The organism is Pseudomonas sp. NFPP04 (genome assembly GCF_900113815.1).
Lineage (GTDB): Bacteria > Pseudomonadota > Gammaproteobacteria > Pseudomonadales > Pseudomonadaceae > Aquipseudomonas > Aquipseudomonas extremorientalis.
The window spans coordinates 534,343-551,536 of the sequence record NZ_FOQS01000001.1 but is presented as its reverse complement, the minus strand read 5'-3'; the positions used below and the strand labels follow the sequence as shown (position 1 = coordinate 551,536).

Sequence of the window (17,194 nt, the reverse complement as noted above, 5' to 3'; positions counted from 1 at the left end):
ACGGGGTGAAATATATTTCCCGGCGCTTTATAGTGGCCGACCTCCGTTTCATCAAGTAGCCGAGCCCCATGTCCGAGCCACGCAAGATCCTCGTCACCAGCGCCCTGCCCTATGCCAATGGTTCCATCCATCTTGGCCATATGCTTGAGTACATCCAGACCGATATGTGGGTGCGCTTCCAGAAGCATCGCGGCAACCAATGCATTTATGTCTGCGCGGACGACGCCCACGGTTCGGCCATCATGCTGCGCGCCGAAAAGGAAGGCATCACCCCGGAGCAACTGATCGCCAATGTGCAGGCTGAACACAGCGCCGACTTTGCCGAGTTCCTGGTGGATTTCGACAACTTCCACTCAACCCACTCCGAAGAAAACCGTGAACTGTCGAGCCAGATCTACCTGCGGCTCAAGGAAGCCGGGCATATCGACCAGCGTTCGGTGACCCAGTATTTCGACCCGGAAAAGAAAATGTTCCTGGCCGACCGTTTCATCAAGGGCACCTGCCCGAAATGCGGCACTGAAGACCAGTACGGCGACAACTGTGAAAAGTGCGGCGCAACCTATGCACCCACTGACCTGAAGGATCCCAAGTCGGCGATCTCCGGTGCTACCCCGGTGCTCAAGGATTCCCAGCACTTCTTCTTCAAGCTTCCGGATTTCCAGCAGATGCTGCAAACCTGGACCCGCAGCGGCACCCTGCAGGATGCCGTGGCCAACAAACTCTCCGAATGGCTCGACAGCGGTCTGCAGCAATGGGACATCTCCCGGGATGCGCCGTACTTCGGTTTCGAGATCCCGGGCGAGCCGGGCAAATACTTCTATGTATGGCTGGATGCGCCGATCGGTTACATGGCCAGCTTCAAGAACCTTTGCGACCGCACGCCGGAGTTGGACTTCGATACGTTCTGGAGCAAGGACTCCAGCGCCGAGCTGTACCACTTCATCGGCAAAGACATCGTCAACTTCCACGCCCTGTTCTGGCCGGCGATGCTCGAAGGTTCGGGCTACCGCAAGCCAACCGGCATTGCCGTACACGGCTACCTGACGGTCAACGGCCAGAAAATGTCCAAGTCCCGTGGCACTTTTATCAAGGCGCGCACCTACCTGGACCATCTGTCACCGGAATACCTGCGCTACTACTACGCGTCCAAACTGGGCCGTGGCGTCGACGACCTGGACCTGAACCTGGAAGACTTCGTACAGAAGGTCAACTCGGACCTGGTCGGTAAAGTCGTCAACATCGCCAGCCGTTGCGCTGGGTTTATCCACAAGGGCAACGCGGGTGTACTGGTAGCCAAGAACGCTGCGCCGGAACTGACCGACGCCTTCCTGGCCGCCGCGCCGAGTATTGCCGACGCCTATGAAGCCCGCGACTTCGCCCGTGCGATGCGCGAGATCATGGGCCTGGCCGACCGCGCCAACGCCTGGATCGCCGACAAGGCACCATGGTCGCTGAACAAGCAGGAAGGCAAGCAGGCGGAAGTCCAGGCGATCTGCGCCACAGGCATCAACCTGTTCCGCCAGTTGGTGATCTTCCTCAAACCCGTGCTGCCACTGCTGGCCGCAGACGCCGAGGCGTTCCTCAACGTGGCGCCGCTGACCTGGAACGATCACGCCACCCTGCTCGGCAATCATCAGTTGAACGAGTTCAAGCCACTGATGACCCGTATCGACCCGGTGAAAGTCCAGGCCATGACCGACGCTTCGAAAGAAGACCTGGTCGCCAGCCAGACCGACACTGGCGAATCGACGCCAGCGGGTAATGGCGAGCTGGCCAAGGATCCGATTTCCGCGGAAATCGACTTCGACGCTTTTGCTGCAGTGGACCTGCGTGTCGCGCTGATCGTCAAGGCCGAAGCCGTGGAGGGTGCCGACAAGTTGCTGCGCCTGACACTGGACCTCGGCGGCGAGCAACGTAACGTGTTCTCCGGGATCAAGAGCGCTTACCCGGACCCGTCCAAACTCGATGGCCGCCTGACCATGATGATCGCCAACCTCAAGCCTCGGAAAATGAAGTTCGGCGTGTCTGAAGGCATGGTAATGGCGGCCGGCCCTGGTGGCGAAGAGATCTACCTGCTCAGCCCTGACAGTGGTGCCAAGCCGGGTCAGCGCATCAAGTAAGCTACCTTGCATGGGCATGTTGTGGTGAAGGAGCTTGTTGTGGCGAGCGGGCATGCCCCGCTCACCACAACAAATCCCTGCCCTCCCATTAAACCCAGTTTGCTATGCCTGTGATCACAGCATGAACCTCATTCAACGCATCGACGCACTGCTGCCGCAGACCCAATGCGGCAAGTGCGGGCACCCGGGTTGCAAGCCTTACGCCGAGGGCATCACCCGTGGCGAGGCGATCAACAAGTGCCCGCCCGGTGGCCAGGAAACCATCGCCGACGTTGCACGGTTGCTGCAGGTGCCGGTGCTGGATCTGGACGCCAGTCGCGGGGAAGCGCCCGCCCAGGTTGCCTACATCCGCGAAGCTGAGTGCATCGGTTGCACCAAGTGCATCCAGGCCTGCCCCGTAGACGCAATCGTCGGCGCCGCCAAGCTGATGCACACCGTCATCATGGATGAATGCACCGGTTGCGACCTCTGCGTCGCGCCCTGCCCCGTCGACTGCATTGAAATGCGCCCGACAACCACTGTATTGCCGATTGTCGGTGGCCTGGCGACAAATGATCAGCAACGCCATGAACGCCACCTCAAGCGCGACCGGGCAAGGCGACGGTATGAGCAACGCAATGCGCGCCTGCAACGGGAGGAAGCGCAAAAACTCGCTGAACGCCAGGCCCGGACCAAGCGCTCCGTGCCGGTTTTACCTGTGCAAGCCGATACGGCACAGGATGTCGCGATCAAGAAAGCTAAAATCGCTGTCGCAATGAGCCGGGCCCAATTGCACAAATCCTTGAAGGCGTTTGGTCACCCTCCGACCTTTGAACAGCAGTCGCAGTTGATCATCCTGCAACGGCAATTCGAAGCGGCGGAACAAGCGCTGGCCGCCTTGGAGGTGGGTGTCGTACCGAAAGCAGCGACGTCATCCAGCAACACTGCTGATCTGAAACGCGCCAAAATCCAGCTGGCGATGCGTCGGGCGGAACTGAAGAAAGCCCAGGACCTGAACATCGAACCTCGGCAACTGGCCGAGGCGCAACGCAAGCTGGAGGACGCGCAGCGCCAAATGGATGCGCTCAACAACGCCTGATCTGCAAACCGGGTGTGTGTTGATACAATCCCGCCGACCTTCTGCAAGGAACCCACCGCCCCATGAACGCCGCAAAACGCCTGGAAATATTCCGCAGGCTTCACGAAGACAATCCAGAACCCAAGACCGAACTGGCCTACACCTCGCCGTTCGAGTTGCTGATTGCGGTGATCCTGTCGGCCCAATCCACCGACGTCGGCGTCAATAAGGCCACGGCCAAGCTGTATCCCGTGGCGAACACACCAGAGGCGATCTATGCCCTGGGTGTGGAAGGGTTGTCTGAGTACATCAAGACCATCGGCCTCTACAACAGCAAAGCCAAAAACGTTATCGAGACTTGCCGCCTGCTGGTGGAACTGCATGGCGGTGAAGTGCCACAAACCCGTGAAGCCTTGGAAGCCCTGCCAGGAGTCGGTCGTAAAACTGCCAATGTGGTGCTCAACACCGCGTTCAGGCAACTGACGATGGCGGTGGACACCCATATCTTCCGGGTCAGCAACAGAACCGGCATTGCCCGTGGGAAGAACGTGGTTGAGGTCGAAAAGCAGTTGATGAAGTTTGTACCCAAGCCCTATCTACTGGACTCTCACCACTGGCTGATCCTTCATGGACGCTACGTTTGCCAGGCCCGCAGGCCGCGTTGCGGCAGCTGTCGTATCGAAGACCTGTGCGAATACAAGGACAAGACGTCCGACGATTGAGGGATCATTGGTTTTCTCGATCAGCCGATTGAAAAAATCTTTTTTACCCGATCATGGATTATCGTTATAAGGAGCGCCAACGGCAGTCCTAGCCCGGAGTGAACCTTATGAGCACTGGCAAAGAACAACTGGAAGTGGAAGACGACCTTGTTGAGTCGGATGACGATGGGGCAGAAGCACCCATTGAGGTAGCCAAGACCAATTTGAGCAAACGCCGCACCATCGACAATCTTCTGGAAGAACGACGCTTGCAAAAACAGCTGGCAGATTACGACTTCGATCTGTGATCGAACGGTCGACGGCCGGAAGCCTCCCTTACGGAGGCTTTTTTCTGCCGGTCACCCAGACAATGTGCGCTGCAGTGCCCTCCTCTATACCAAGCCGTTACGCTGGGCCAGTTCGATCAGGTCCACAAGGGAGCGGGCGTTGAGCTTGAGCAGCAAACGTGTCTTGTAGGTGCTGACGGTCTTGTTGCTGAGGAACATGCCGTCGGCAATCTCCTTGTTGGTCCGGCCCCGGGCCAACTGCTGCAATACCATCATTTCCCGACCCGACAGACGCTCGACCATATCGGCCTCGCTGGCATTGCCCATGGTGGAGCGTACCGAGTTGAGTGCCTGGTTGGGGAAGTAGCTGTAGCCCGACAGCACCGCCTTGATCGCACTCAGCAACTCGGTCAGGTCCTGTTGCTTGCACACGTAGCCGGCAGCCCCCGCCTGCATGCAACGCATGGAAAAATGGCCAGGGGCCTGGGACGTCAGCACCAGCACCTTGAAGGGCACGGATTGCTTGGTAGAAGACAGCCGGCAAATAACTTCCAGCCCGTCAAGTTTGGGAATCCCAATATCCAGTATGACAATGTCCGGCATATGCTCCCGTGCAAGTTGCAATGCATCGACACCGTTATCGGTCTCGGCAACGACCTCATAACCATGACGCTCCATTAGCATACGCACAGCAAGACGAATGACGGGATGATCATCCACGATCAGCACTTTATTCATGAGAAAGTCCAATTTCGCTGTTCGAATTATTTAGAGCAAGCACAATAGCCTAGTCGTTTCCTGGTTGGCATAGCGTTCCCCCCCGAGCAACAGCAAGCAGAGACCCACCCCACAGCGATAAAGGAATCGCCCTACAAAAAAACGCCAACTCAGATGTATCCAGTTTTATAGATCCTTTCAGACCTTTCCGGGGACTTACATATTTTGAGTGAAATATCCATGGAGCATCAGGGGGTGGGTAAACGTGCCGCACACAACTCTCAGGAAATGCCCCTTCCCTCTGCACTCCACTCAAGAATCCCGACAAGAAATGTCCGACTGTTTTAGTTCCATTTAACATATTCTCTTACACCCTTAATTCCTACAGCGTATTCCGTGCTTTATACGTTTGCCTCACTTTCATGAGTGAATCTTCTGTAAGACCAGTTCCTAGTCAGGTGTAAAAAAATCATTCGCCCTACAAACTTTCAACAACAGCACCCTCGAAGGTGCATTTGAAAATGCGTCGACTGAAAAACATCAACAAATGTTTAACCAGCTATAAACATCGCAATTCCACACAAAATCCATAGACAAAAAAATGGCCCCTGAATAAGGGGCCATTCTTAAAACCGGCTGAGACTTAGAACAACGAGCGACCTTTGTTGGCCGCAATGCGCATGCGCAGTGCGTTCAACTTAATAAAGCCTGCTGCGTCCGCCTGATTGTAGGCGCCGCCATCTTCTTCGAAGGTAGCGATGTTGGCGTCGAACAACGACTCATCAGACTTGCGACCGGTGACGATCACGTTGCCCTTGTACAGCTTCAGGCGCACAACGCCGTTCACATGCACCTGGGAAGCATCGATCATCTGTTGCAGCATCAGACGCTCAGGGCTCCACCAGTAGCCGGTGTAGATCAGGCTGGCGTACTTGGGCATCAGCTCGTCTTTGAGGTGAGCCACTTCGCGGTCCAGGGTGATGGATTCGATGGCCCGGTGGGCGCGCAGCATGATGGTGCCGCCTGGGGTTTCGTAGCAACCACGGGACTTCATGCCCACGTAGCGGTTCTCGACGATGTCGAGACGGCCGATACCGTGTTCGCCACCGATACGGTTCAAGGTCGCCAGCACAGTGGCCGGGGTCATTTCGACGCCGTCCAGCGCGACGATGTCGCCATTGCGGTAGGTCAGTTCCAGGTATTGCGGCTTGTCTGGAGCGTTCTCCGGGGAGACGGTCCATTTCCACATGTCTTCTTCGTGCTCGGTCCAGGTGTCTTCCAGCACGCCGCCTTCATAGGAGATGTGCAGCAGGTTGGCATCCATCGAGTACGGGGACTTCTTCTTGCCGTGACGCTCGATCGGGATCGCGTGCTTTTCAGCGTAATCCATCAGTTTTTCACGGGACAGCAGGTCCCATTCACGCCAAGGGGCGATCACTTTCACGCCTGGCTTGAGTGCATAGGCGCCCAGCTCGAAACGCACCTGGTCGTTGCCCTTGCCGGTAGCACCATGGGAAATGGCGTCGGCGCCGGTTTCGTTGGCGATTTCGATCAGGCGCTTGGCAATCAGCGGACGTGCGATGGAAGTACCCAGCAGGTACTCGCCTTCGTAGACGGTGTTGGCGCGAAACATCGGGAAGACGAAATCGCGGACGAACTCTTCGCGCAGGTCGTCAATGTAGATCTCTTTCACGCCCATGGCTTGCGCCTTGGCACGTGCAGGTTCGACCTCTTCGCCCTGACCCAGGTCAGCGGTGAAGGTCACCACTTCACAGTTATAAGTATCCTGCAGCCACTTTAGGATCACCGAAGTGTCCAGGCCGCCGGAATACGCGAGAACGACCTTGTTTACGTCGGCCATGCCATCACTCCACGGGGTTGTACGGAAAGGCGTCGATTCTACCGACCAAAACCGTGGATTTACAGGGGCGCGACAGCAAATGAAGATAAAGCGACAGATTATGTCGAACGGGCGACCGATGGTCGCACCTTAAGACGTGTGTGCAGGATTACTTGCGCCAGTGGCTTGGGGCGCCGGCTTCTCGGGGGCTGCCACGCGTTCAAGCTGGATATTCACACGACGATTGCGTGCCCGGTTGGCCGCATTGGTGTTGGGCGCAAGGGGGTAGCTTTCGCCATGGAAGCGCAGGGTGATCTGCGACTCCTGGATACCGTTGGCCTTGAAGTAGTCCATCACCGCCAAGCCACGGCGGCGAGAGACGTCGCGATTGGTCAGGCGGTTGCCGCTGTTGTCCGAATGGCCATTCAACTCGATATGGTTGACCGTCGGGTCGGCTTTCATGAATGCAAGAATCACGTCGAGTTTCTTCTTGGCGGCTGCGTCCAACTCGATACCGCCACCCGGGAATCCGACTTCGGTCTGTTTGACCTGATCGTAATTCATCGGCAACAGCTTGGCGGTGCACAGCTGGTAGTCGTTATAAGCCTTATTGAATTTCACCGGCAACAAGCGGATTTCGGAGTAGCCGCCTTCACGGCCGTAGTGGCGGACCGTCGGGCTGCGCCCTTCCAGCAGTCCGGTGAACAGGCGACCGGCCTGGGCCTGCGAGCTATTGAACAACACATCGCCACTACCGGCACGCACGGCGCCGAGGTTGATATCGCCTCGGCCTGGCTGCCAAGGGGCGGCGGCGGCCAACAAGGTGGCCGAGCCTGTGCCCAGCGAACCGTTATAGGCTTTCAGACGAAATGTTGCCTGCTCACCCGCCCGGCGCACGAACTCACCCGAACCGAAGTCTGTGATCGGCTGGGTCAGACGGCACTCGAACTGGTCGCCCTCTACCTTCCACTCAATGTTCTCCAGACGTGTCTGGAACGTGAGGGCCATCGCGGGCAGGCTGGCGAACACACTGAGCAGGGCTAGATAATGCTGGCGCACGGGAGGCTCCACTGGTTTCTACAACACTTCAAAGCGTCATACATCGATAAGGCATACAAAAGGCTATCGGTTGCATCCTGCAAAACTTGATAGCGAGTGCCTGATAGAGTCTTTTCCGGTAGCATTCCCCCCAGATTGACCCGCCTGGAATCCCCAATGTCCGACCGCCTGACCCTGCTGCGTCCCGACGACTGGCATATTCATCTTCGCGATGGTGCTGCGTTACCCCACACCGTGGCCGATGTGGCGCGTACCTTTGGCCGCGCCATCATCATGCCTAACCTGGTTCCTCCGGTGCGTAACGCCGAGCAAGCCGATGCCTACCGCCAGCGTATCCTCGCTGCACGGCCGGCCGGCAGCCGGTTCGAACCGCTGATGGTGCTGTACCTTACCGACCGCACCCAGCCCGAAGAAATTCGCGAGGCCAAGGCCAGTGGGTTTGTGCACGCCGCCAAACTGTACCCGGCCGGCGCCACCACCAACTCCGATTCCGGCGTGACCAGTATCGACAAGATCCTGCCGGCCATCGAAGCCATGGCCGACGTCGGCATGCCGCTGCTGATCCACGGTGAAGTCACCCGTGGCGATGTGGACGTGTTCGATCGCGAGAAGATCTTCATCGACGAACACATGCGTCGCGTGGTGGAGCTGTTCCCGACCCTCAAGGTCGTGTTCGAGCACATCACCACTGCCGATGCAGTGCAGTTCGTCACCGAGGCCTCGGCCAACGTCGGTGCGACCATCACCGCGCATCACCTGCTGTACAACCGCAACCACATGCTGGTAGGCGGGATTCGGCCGCACTTCTATTGCCTGCCGATCCTCAAGCGCAACACGCACCAGGTGGCCTTGCTGGATGCGGCGACCAGCGGCAATCCGAAGTTTTTCCTCGGCACCGACTCCGCGCCTCACGCCCAGCACGCCAAAGAAGCCGCGTGCGGTTGTGCCGGCTGCTACACCGCCTATGCCGCCATCGAGCTGTACGCTGAAGCGTTCGAACAACGCAACGCGCTGGACAAGCTCGAAGGGTTCGCCAGCCTCAATGGCCCGCGTTTCTACGGCCTGCCGGCGAATACCGATCGCATTACCCTGGTTCGTGAAGACTGGACCGCCCCTGCCAGCCTGCCGTTTGGCGAGCTGACTGTCATCCCGCTGCGCGCCGGTGAAACACTGCGCTGGCGCCTGCTGGAGGAAAGCAAGTGAGTGAAGACCATTACGATGACGAACACGAGCACAGCGGTGGCGGATCCCGTCATCCGATGGCCGAGCGGTTCCGCGGCTATCTGCCGGTTGTCATCGACGTAGAAACCGGTGGTTTCAACTGCGCCACCGATGCGCTGCTGGAAATCGCCGCGACGACTATCGGCATGGACGAACAGGGTTTTGTGTTCCCGGAACACACCCACTTCTTCCGCGTCGAGCCGTTCGAAGGCGCCAATATCGAAGCGGCTGCCTTGGAGTTCACCGGTATCAAGCTCGATCACCCATTGCGCATGGCAGTAAGTGAAGAAGCGGCACTGACCGATATCTTCCGTGGCGTGCGCAAGGCATTGAAGGCCAATGGCTGCAAACGCGCGATCCTGGTCGGCCACAACAGCAGCTTTGACCTGGGCTTCCTGAATGCCGCCGTGGCGCGGTTGGACATGAAGCGCAACCCGTTTCACCCGTTCTCCAGCTTTGACACCGCTACTCTCGCCGGGCTGGCGTATGGCCAGACCGTGCTGGCCAAAGCCTGCCAGGCAGCCGGCATCGACTTTGACGGTCGTGAGGCTCATTCGGCCCGCTACGACACAGAGAAGACGGCCGAGCTGTTCTGCGGCATCGTCAACCGCTGGAAACAGATGGGCGGCTGGGAAGACTTCAACGACTGAAGTGGAATCCCGCGCATAAAAAAACCGGCCTTCTCAGGCCGGTTTTTTTTGCCGCAAACGTGGCTTACAGCTTGCCAGCGTTCTCGGTCAGGTAAGCCGCAACACCTTCCGGCGAAGCGTTCATGCCTTTGTCGCCTTTTTTCCAATTGGCAGGGCAGACTTCGCCGTGCTCTTCGTGGAATTGCAGGGCGTCTACCAGACGGATCAGCTCTTCCATGTTACGACCCAGTGGCAGGTCGTTGATGATCTGGGAGCGAACCACGCCTTTGTCGTCGATCAGGAACGCGCCACGGAAGGCCACGCCGCCTTCGGACTCAACGTCGTAGGCCTTGGCGATGTCGTGCTTCATATCGGCAGCCATGGTGTATTTCACTTTGCCGATGCCGCCATCATTGATGGCGGTGTTGCGCCAGGCGTTGTGGGTGAAATGGGAATCGATGGAAACGGCTACCACTTCAACGTTGCGCGCCTTGAAATCGTCCATGCGGTGGTCCAGAGCGATCAGCTCCGACGGGCAGACGAAGGTGAAGTCCAGCGGGTAGAAGAATACCAGGCCGTATTTGCCTTTGATGGCTTCAGACAGTTTGAAGCTGTCTACGATTTCGCCATTGCCGAGGACGGCAGGTACGTCGAAATCCGGGGCTTGTTTGCCGACGAGTACGCTCATTGGTTATCTCCTGATGTAAGGGTGACGATTGAAGTAAAAGGACAGGCCTCGAGTCTGCCGTTTATAAGCGACAGCCCTGTGACGCAGTCACGCTTCGTGAAGACCGACCATCATACACTGAAAAAACCGTTCGTCAGTGCGGGCACGGTGCCAGTGAATACCCTACGATTCTACTTTGACAATCATTCTCGTTAACATTAAGATCCACCGCACTTAAGCCTTAAACCCGCGATGGTTCTCCCTTATGTATGTGTGCCTTTGTACTGGCGTCACCGACGGAAAAATCCGCGAAGCAATCTATGAAGGTTGCTGCAGCTACAAGGAAGTGCGTGAAGCCACCGGCGTTGCCAGCCAGTGTGGCAAATGTGCTTGCCTCGCCAAGCAAGTGGTACGGGAAACCCTGACACAGCTGCAGACCGCTCAGGCTGCGCTCCCCTATTCAGCAGAATTTACACACGCCTGATTAGGCATGTTTTAAAGAACCGGACTTAGTGTCCGGTTTTTTTATGCCCGCAATTCAATAAGTTAGCGCTAAGACGCGGAACACAAACATTCTTATTCCGATTAATTTTCATTTATTATTCAATAACTTAGGTTTGACACTAGGGATTTCGCCGCTCAAACTCCGCTTTATACACAGCTATTACAGGGCAGGACCCCAGTCATGAAAGGCGACATCTCAGTCATCCAGCAACTCAACAAAATCCTTGCCAATGAACTGGTCGCGATCAATCAGTACTTTCTGCATGCACGCATGTATGACGATTGGGGCCTGGAAAAGCTGGGCAAGCGCGAATACAAAGAATCGATCAAAGCCATGAAGGACGCGGACGCGCTGATCAAGCGCATCCTGTTCCTGGAAGGCCTGCCGAACGTGCAGGACCTGGGCAAGCTGAACATCGGCGAGCACACCCAGGAAATGATAAGCAGCGACCTGGGTTTCGAGCGCAAGAGCCACAGCGACCTCAAGGCCGCCATTGCTCACTGTGAAACCAAAGGTGACTTCGGCAGCCGCGAACTGCTGGAAGACATCCTGGAAGACCAGGAAGAGCACATCGACTGGCTGGAAACCCAACTGGGCCTGATCGATAAAGTCAGCCTGGAAAACTACCTGCAGTCGCAGATGGGCGAGTAACCCCGCTTCCTGTAGAAGCAAAAAAGCCCCGCTCTCTCTCGAGAAGCGGGGCTTTTTATTGCAGGCCAATCACGCGTCGGTCTTGGCCGCCGCATTTGCCGCTGCTTCTTTGATCAGCGTTTGCAACGAACCATCAGCCGCCATCTCAACGATGATGTCGCTGCCGCCGACCAGTTCACCGGCAACCCACAGTTGTGGGAAGGTCGGCCAGTTGGCGTACTTCGGCAGGTTGGCGCGGATTTCAGGGTTTTGCAGGATATCCACGTAAGCGAATTTCTCGCCGCACGCCATGATGGCCTGGGAAGCTTTCGCGGAGAAACCGCACTGAGGAGCATTAGGCGCGCCCTTCATGTAAAGCAGAATGGTGTTGTTGGCAATCTGCTCTTTGATCGTTTCGATGATATCCATGGAACACCTCGGCTGGAACTTTGCGACTCACAGGTCGGCACGGTGGCGCATTGTAACGCAAAATTCCAGCGTGGTGCTCAGGCGGCTGCTACCTGCACCGGAACGCCATTGAGTGCGGCATTGCCCGACAACTCATCCAACTGCCGCTCGTCGGTCAAATCGTTGGCGCTCGCCCCCGGCTGTCCGCTGGCGATTGTCATCTGCACGCCTGGACGGCCATGGCCCCAACCATGCGGAAGGCTGACTACGCCGGGCATCATGTCCAGGCTGGCCAGGACTTCCACTTCAATCATGCCGATGCGCGAACTCACGCGCACGCGCTGCCCATCGCTCAACTGCCGACTGGCCAGATCATCCGGGTGCATGAGCAATTGATGACGTGGCTTGCCCTTCACCAGCCGATGGTAGTTGTGCATCCAGGAATTATTGCTGCGCACGTGACGGCGGCCGATCAACAGCAGTTCGTCAGCCGCCGGCACTGGCTGCGCGGCAAAACGCGCCAGGTCGGCAAGGATCACCCCCGGCGCCGCCTGTACCTTGCCATCAACGGTTTTCAAGCGTGCCGCAAGATTGGGCTGCAGCGGCCCCAAGTCCACACCATGAGGATGGTCCGCCAGCACGGCCACCGACAACTTGTGGCTGGACGCATCACCGTACACCCCGGCACGCAGCCCGAAGTCGATCATCTGCGCAGGCGGCATGGTCGGCTTGAGCGCCGCGCCCGTCTGTGCGGCAAAGGCCTTGGCCAGTCCGACAAAGATCTCCCAGTCATGCAGCGCGCCCGCAGGCTTGGGCAGGATTGCGCGATTAAAGCGGGTGACATTGCGCACCGCGAACATATTGAAGGTGGTGTCGTAGTGATCATTCTCCAGCGCCGACGTGGACGGCAGGATCAGGTCGGCATAGCGCGTGGTTTCGTTGATATAAAGGTCGATGCTGACCATGAACTCCAATCCGTCGAGGGCTTGCTCCAACTGCCGTCCGTTGGGCGTCGACAACACCGGGTTGCCCGCCACCGTTACCAACGCACGGATTTGTCCTTCCCCTTCGGTGAGCATTTCTTCGGCCAATGCTGACACCGGAAGCTCGCCGCCATACTCCGGGCGCCCGGAAACCCGGCTCTGCCAACGATTGAAATGCCCACCACCAGTCGATGCCACCAGATCCACCGCCGGCGTGGTGCACAGCGCCCCCCCCACGCGGTCCAGGTTGCCGGTCACCAGGTTGATCAGTTGCACCAGCCAATGGCACAGCGTGCCGAACGCCTGGGTCGATACCCCCATGCGTCCGTAACACACCGCCTTGTCGGCGGCAGCAAAGTCCCGCGCCAACTGGCGGATCTGTTCGGCAGGCACCGCACACTGACGGCTCATGGCCTCGGCGGTAAAGCCAGCGATGGCGCGACGAACCTCCTCAAGGCCTTCAACCGGCAAATGGCTGGTGCGGGTCAGGTTCTCGCTAAACAACGTGTTGAGCACTCCGAACAGCAATGCCGCATCACCACCCGGGCGCACGAACAGGTGCTGGTCGGCCATCGCCGCCGTCTCGCTGCGCCGTGGGTCGACCACCACCACTCTGCCACCCCTGGCCTGGATCGCCTTGAGGCGCTTCTCCACATCAGGCACGGTCATGATGCTGCCGTTGGACGCCAGTGGGTTGCCGCCCAGAATCAACATGAAGTCGGTGTGATCTATATCCGGGATTGGTAACAGCAGGCCATGGCCATACATGAGGTAGCTGGTGAGGTGATGGGGTAACTGGTCTACAGAGGTGGCGGAAAACCGATTGCGCGTCTTCAACTGGCCCAGGAAGTAATTGCTGTGGGTCATCAGTCCGTAGTTGTGCACGCTGGGATTGCCCTGATACACCGCCACTGCATTCTGCCCGTGCCGCGCCTGAATCCCTGAAAGCCGCTCGGCTACAAGCGCAAAGGCGTCTTCCCACGCAATCGGCTGCCATTCACGGCCCACCCGCAGCATCGGCTGGTGCAGGCGGTCGGGGTCATTCTGGATATCCTGCAGCGCCACAGCCTTGGGGCAGATATGCCCGCGACTGAATGTATCCAGCGGATCCCCTTTGATCGAGGTGATCGCCAGGCTGCCGTCGTCGGCCTGGGTGGTTTCCAGGGTCAGGCCACAGATGGCTTCACACAGATGGCAGGCACGGTGGTGGAGAGTCTTGGTCATGGCCAGTCTCTTTTATAGGGGCTTTGATCCCACTATGGGCCGGGAGCGGCAGGCGCGCCAGCAACGTTCGCCACGTGAATCGACCAGCATCAGGCCCGGCCATGAGCAAGCGTGAGCAAATGTTTCAAAACCCGCCCCATAGCCTCTGAAACCGACGCAGCCCGGTCTGCGCCCGCCTCCGCGCATTGCAAAAGGTCTCGGCGCCAGTGTACAAATGGCCCGCTGCTGTCTGGAATTCATCTTCAAAAGCGCTTCGGCGCCCTGCTTGAACACCCTTAAAAACCGTAGCCCTATTGGTAAGACGCGACATTTAATTATAAGATCGCGCCTTCCCCTATTTCGTCGCCCCGTGCGGCTTTCGCCGCAGGTCTCGCCCGTTGTCACAACAAACAAGGCTTTGAGTATCTGCGGTCTGTTGCAAAAAGGTAGTTAATGATGAGCGCAAGGCACTTTCTCTCCCTGATGGATTGCACGCCCGAAGAGCTGGTCAGCGTGATCCGTCGAGGCATTGAGCTTAAAGACCTGCGTAAGCGCGGCGTACTGTTCGAGCCTTTGAAAAACCGCGTGCTCGGCATGATCTTCGAGAAGTCGTCGACCCGCACCCGTGTGTCGTTCGAAGCCGGCATGATCCAACTCGGTGGCCAGGCTATCTTCCTGTCCTCGCGCGACACCCAACTGGGCCGTGGCGAGCCGATCGCCGACAGCGCGAAAGTGATGTCGAGCATGCTCGATGCCGTGATGATCCGTACCTTCGCCCACAGCACCGTGACCGAATTTTCCGCCAACTCCCGTGTACCGGTGATCAACGGCCTGTCCGATGACCTGCACCCGTGCCAACTGCTGGCCGACATGCAAACCTTCCTTGAACACCGTGGCTCGATCCAGGGCAAGACCGTGGCCTGGATCGGCGACGGCAACAACATGTGCAACAGCTATATAGAAGCGGCCATCCAATTCGACTTCCAACTGCGCGTGGCCTGCCCGGCAGGCTACGAGCCTGACGCGCGCTTCCTGGCACAAGCCGGCGACCGCGTGACCCTGGTCCGCGATCCGCGTGACGCGGTGATCGGCGCCCACCTGGTGAGCACCGACGTGTGGACCTCCATGGGCCAGGAAGACGAAACCGCCAAGCGCCTGGCCCTGTTCGCCCCGTATCAGGTGACCCGCGCCCTGCTCGACCTGGCCGCGCCCGATGTCCTGTTCATGCATTGCCTGCCGGCCCACCGTGGTGAAGAGATCAGCACCGACCTGCTCGACGACCCTCGCTCGGTCGCCTGGGACCAGGCTGAAAACCGCCTGCATGCACAAAAGGCCCTGCTCGAATTCCTCGTGCCACCGTCGTACCACCACGCATGAGCCATCCATTACTGCTGAACCTGCGCAACCTGGCATGCGGCTATCAAGATCAACGGGTGGTACAGAACCTCAACCTGCACCTCAATGCGGGCGACATCGGTTGCCTGCTGGGCTCCTCGGGCTGCGGCAAGACCACCACGCTACGAGCGATTGCCGGGTTTGAGCCGGTGCACGAAGGTGAAATCAGCCTGGCCGGCGAAGTGATCTCCAGTGCCGGCTTCACCTTGGCCCCTGAGAAACGTCGCATCGGCATGGTGTTCCAGGACTACGCGCTGTTTCCTCACCTGAGCGTGGCCGACAACATTGCCTTCGGTATTCGCAAGCACCCGCAAAAAGACCGGGTGGTTGCCGAGTTGCTGGAGCTGGTAAACCTGAAGAACCTGGGCAAGCGCTTCCCTCATGAGCTATCCGGCGGCCAGCAACAACGCGTCGCCCTCGCCCGTGCCCTGGCGCCAGAACCGGCCTTGCTGTTGCTGGATGAGCCTTTCTCCAACCTCGATGGCGAGTTGCGACGCAAGCTCAGCCACGAAGTGCGCGACATCCTCAAGGCTCGCGGCACCAGCGCGATCCTGGTGACCCATGACCAGGAAGAAGCCTTCGCCGTCAGCGACCAGGTCGGCGTGTTCAAAGAGGGCCGTCTCGAGCAGTGGGACACGCCCTACAACCTTTATCACGAACCGCAGACACCTTACGTCGCCAGCTTTATCGGCCAGGGTTACTTCATCCGTGGTCAATTGAGCTCGCCGGAATCGGTCAGCACCGAACTGGGTGAGCTGCGCGGCAACCGCGCCTACACCTGGCCTACCGGCGGTGCGGTGGATGTGTTGCTGCGCCCGGATGACATCGTCTACGCGCCGGACAGCGGATTGAAAGCGCGGATCGTCGGCAAGACGTTCCTCGGCGCATCGACGCTGTACCGCCTGCAACTGCCGACCGGCGCGCAGTTGGAGTCGATTTTTCCGAGCCATGCCGATCATCAGGTCGGTGCGGATGTGGGAATTCGAGTGGCCGCCGAGCACCTGGTGTTGTTCCAGGCGTCCGGCAGCACGGCCGCACACCTCCCTCCAGTCGAATCCGGCGTACGGCGTTACAGCCCGGTATAAAGCCCCGTCATACCCGGCCAATTTCCGCGAACTTGGCCTGGGTATGCTCAGCCAGCACCGCCGCCGGCAGCTCAACCTCCAACCCGCGCCTCCCCGCGCTCACAAAAATCGTCGCGAACGGCTGCGCCGTCACATCGATAAACGTGCGCAGACGCTTTTTCTGACCCAGCGGGCTGATGCCGCCCAACAGATAGCCAGTGGAGCGTTGCGCGGCCGCCGGGTCGGCCATTTCGACTTTCTTGACGCCTGCCGCGTGCGCCAGGGCCTTCAGATCCAGACTTCCGACGACCGGCACCACTGCCACCAGTAATTCGCCCTTCTCGCTGCTGGCCAGCAAGGTCTTGAACACCTGCGCCGGGTCCAGGCCCAATTTTTCCGCGGCCTCCAGCCCATAGGACGCCGCCTTTGGGTCATGTTCGTAACTGTGGACTCGATGTTCGGCGCGAACTTTTTTCAACAGGTCCAATGCGGGCGTCATGGTATCTCCGAGGCATGGCAAACAGATGGCCAATTCTAGGCCAAGCCCACGTAAAACGCTCTAGTCCGCACACTCTTGTGCTACAAGCGCAATGTGACAAGCGTGATCATTCACCAGACCAATAGTTTGAAAGTGACTGACAGTTCACTTTCGACCTTTGACAGCCGTCATTCTTGTCTATATTTTTTCGTTTCCGAATACTGTAGGAA

The 17,194-nt window shown here is 58.5% G+C and carries 17 protein-coding genes; 10 read left to right on the top strand and 7 right to left on the bottom strand.

Annotation, left to right across the window (positions count from 1 at the left end; all coding sequences use genetic code 11):
* Nucleotides 1-68: 68 nt before the first annotated feature.
* From metG to BM017_RS02525, 4 genes are all read left to right on the top strand, one after another.
* A complete protein-coding gene (gene metG, locus BM017_RS02540) occupies nt 69-2,120 on the top strand; it encodes a methionine--tRNA ligase (RefSeq protein ID WP_092241061.1) in 2,052 nt (683 codons plus the stop codon).
* Between the two features lie 121 nt (nt 2,121-2,241).
* Complete coding sequence (rsxB, locus tag BM017_RS02535; protein WP_092241059.1) at nt 2,242-3,198, top strand: electron transport complex subunit RsxB; 957 nt, start codon at nt 2,242-2,244, stop codon at nt 3,196-3,198.
* Nucleotides 3,199-3,260: 62 nt separating this feature from the next.
* Entirely contained in the window at nt 3,261-3,899 is a 639-nt protein-coding gene (gene nth, locus BM017_RS02530; RefSeq protein ID WP_071488717.1) for an endonuclease III, read from the top strand.
* 107 nt (nt 3,900-4,006) lie between these two features.
* Nucleotides 4,007-4,186, top strand: coding sequence for a PA3496 family putative envelope integrity protein (locus BM017_RS02525; protein WP_092241058.1), 180 nt, complete (start codon nt 4,007-4,009; stop codon nt 4,184-4,186).
* Nucleotides 4,187-4,270: 84 nt separating this feature from the next.
* Here BM017_RS02525 and BM017_RS02520 read toward each other — a convergent pair whose 3' ends face one another.
* The 3 genes from BM017_RS02520 to BM017_RS02510 form a co-directional block, all read right to left on the bottom strand.
* Nucleotides 4,271-4,903 (bottom strand): response regulator transcription factor, encoded by a 633-nt coding sequence (locus BM017_RS02520; RefSeq protein WP_058423776.1) that lies wholly within the window; start codon nt 4,901-4,903, stop codon nt 4,271-4,273.
* 622 nt (nt 4,904-5,525) lie between these two features.
* Nucleotides 5,526-6,743 (bottom strand): argininosuccinate synthase, encoded by a 1,218-nt coding sequence (locus tag BM017_RS02515; RefSeq protein ID WP_010212738.1) that lies wholly within the window; start codon nt 6,741-6,743, stop codon nt 5,526-5,528.
* A gap of 129 nt (nt 6,744-6,872) precedes the next feature.
* Nucleotides 6,873-7,781: a flagellar protein MotY gene (locus BM017_RS02510; protein ID WP_092241056.1), complete on the bottom strand. Its 909-nt coding sequence runs from the start codon at nt 7,779-7,781 to the stop codon at nt 6,873-6,875.
* A gap of 156 nt (nt 7,782-7,937) precedes the next feature.
* Here BM017_RS02510 and pyrC point away from each other — a divergent pair, with 156 nt between their 5' ends.
* Entirely contained in the window at nt 7,938-8,984 is a 1,047-nt protein-coding gene (pyrC, locus tag BM017_RS02505; protein WP_071488714.1) for a dihydroorotase, read from the top strand.
* Nucleotides 8,981-9,652 carry a ribonuclease T gene (rnt, locus tag BM017_RS02500; protein ID WP_010564138.1) on the top strand — a complete coding sequence of 224 codons (672 nt, stop codon included), beginning with the start codon at nt 8,981-8,983 and terminating at the stop codon, nt 9,650-9,652. The genes pyrC and rnt overlap by 4 nt, the downstream gene beginning before the upstream one ends.
* Before the next feature lie 64 nt (nt 9,653-9,716).
* On the opposite strand, the gene BM017_RS02495 is transcribed toward rnt, so the two are convergent.
* A complete protein-coding gene (locus BM017_RS02495) occupies nt 9,717-10,319 on the bottom strand; it encodes a peroxiredoxin (protein ID WP_003172097.1) in 603 nt (200 codons plus the stop codon).
* A gap of 244 nt (nt 10,320-10,563) precedes the next feature.
* Here BM017_RS02495 and BM017_RS02490 point away from each other — a divergent pair, with 244 nt between their 5' ends.
* Both BM017_RS02490 and bfr read left to right on the top strand, forming a co-directional pair.
* Nucleotides 10,564-10,782, top strand: a complete 219-nt coding sequence (locus BM017_RS02490; RefSeq protein ID WP_058423779.1) for a bacterioferritin-associated ferredoxin — start codon at nt 10,564-10,566, stop codon at nt 10,780-10,782.
* A gap of 201 nt (nt 10,783-10,983) precedes the next feature.
* Nucleotides 10,984-11,454 (top strand): bacterioferritin, encoded by a 471-nt coding sequence (gene bfr, locus BM017_RS02485; RefSeq protein ID WP_012722487.1) that lies wholly within the window; start codon nt 10,984-10,986, stop codon nt 11,452-11,454.
* Between the two features lie 69 nt (nt 11,455-11,523).
* Here the strand turns inward: bfr and grxD are convergent, their stop codons facing one another.
* Together grxD and BM017_RS02475 are read right to left on the bottom strand one after the other, a co-directional pair.
* On the bottom strand, nt 11,524-11,862 hold the full coding sequence (gene grxD / locus BM017_RS02480; protein ID WP_016970749.1) for a Grx4 family monothiol glutaredoxin: 339 nt from the start codon (nt 11,860-11,862) through the stop codon (nt 11,524-11,526).
* A gap of 77 nt (nt 11,863-11,939) precedes the next feature.
* The gene (locus tag BM017_RS02475) at nt 11,940-14,048 is read right to left on the bottom strand and encodes a molybdopterin oxidoreductase family protein (protein ID WP_092241054.1); all 2,109 of its coding nucleotides are present in this window, start codon (nt 14,046-14,048) and stop codon (nt 11,940-11,942) included.
* 435 nt (nt 14,049-14,483) lie between these two features.
* On the opposite strand from BM017_RS02475, the gene argF reads away from it, so the two are divergent.
* Both argF and BM017_RS02460 read left to right on the top strand, forming a co-directional pair.
* On the top strand, nt 14,484-15,404 hold the full coding sequence (gene argF / locus BM017_RS02465; RefSeq protein ID WP_092241052.1) for an ornithine carbamoyltransferase: 921 nt from the start codon (nt 14,484-14,486) through the stop codon (nt 15,402-15,404).
* Entirely contained in the window at nt 15,401-16,507 is a 1,107-nt protein-coding gene (locus BM017_RS02460) for an ABC transporter ATP-binding protein (protein WP_071488711.1), read from the top strand. The genes argF and BM017_RS02460 overlap by 4 nt, the downstream gene beginning before the upstream one ends.
* A gap of 7 nt (nt 16,508-16,514) precedes the next feature.
* Here BM017_RS02460 and ybaK read toward each other — a convergent pair whose 3' ends face one another.
* Nucleotides 16,515-16,985: a Cys-tRNA(Pro) deacylase gene (gene ybaK, locus BM017_RS02455; RefSeq protein WP_071488710.1), complete on the bottom strand. Its 471-nt coding sequence runs from the start codon at nt 16,983-16,985 to the stop codon at nt 16,515-16,517.
* Nucleotides 16,986-17,194 lie beyond the last annotated feature (209 nt).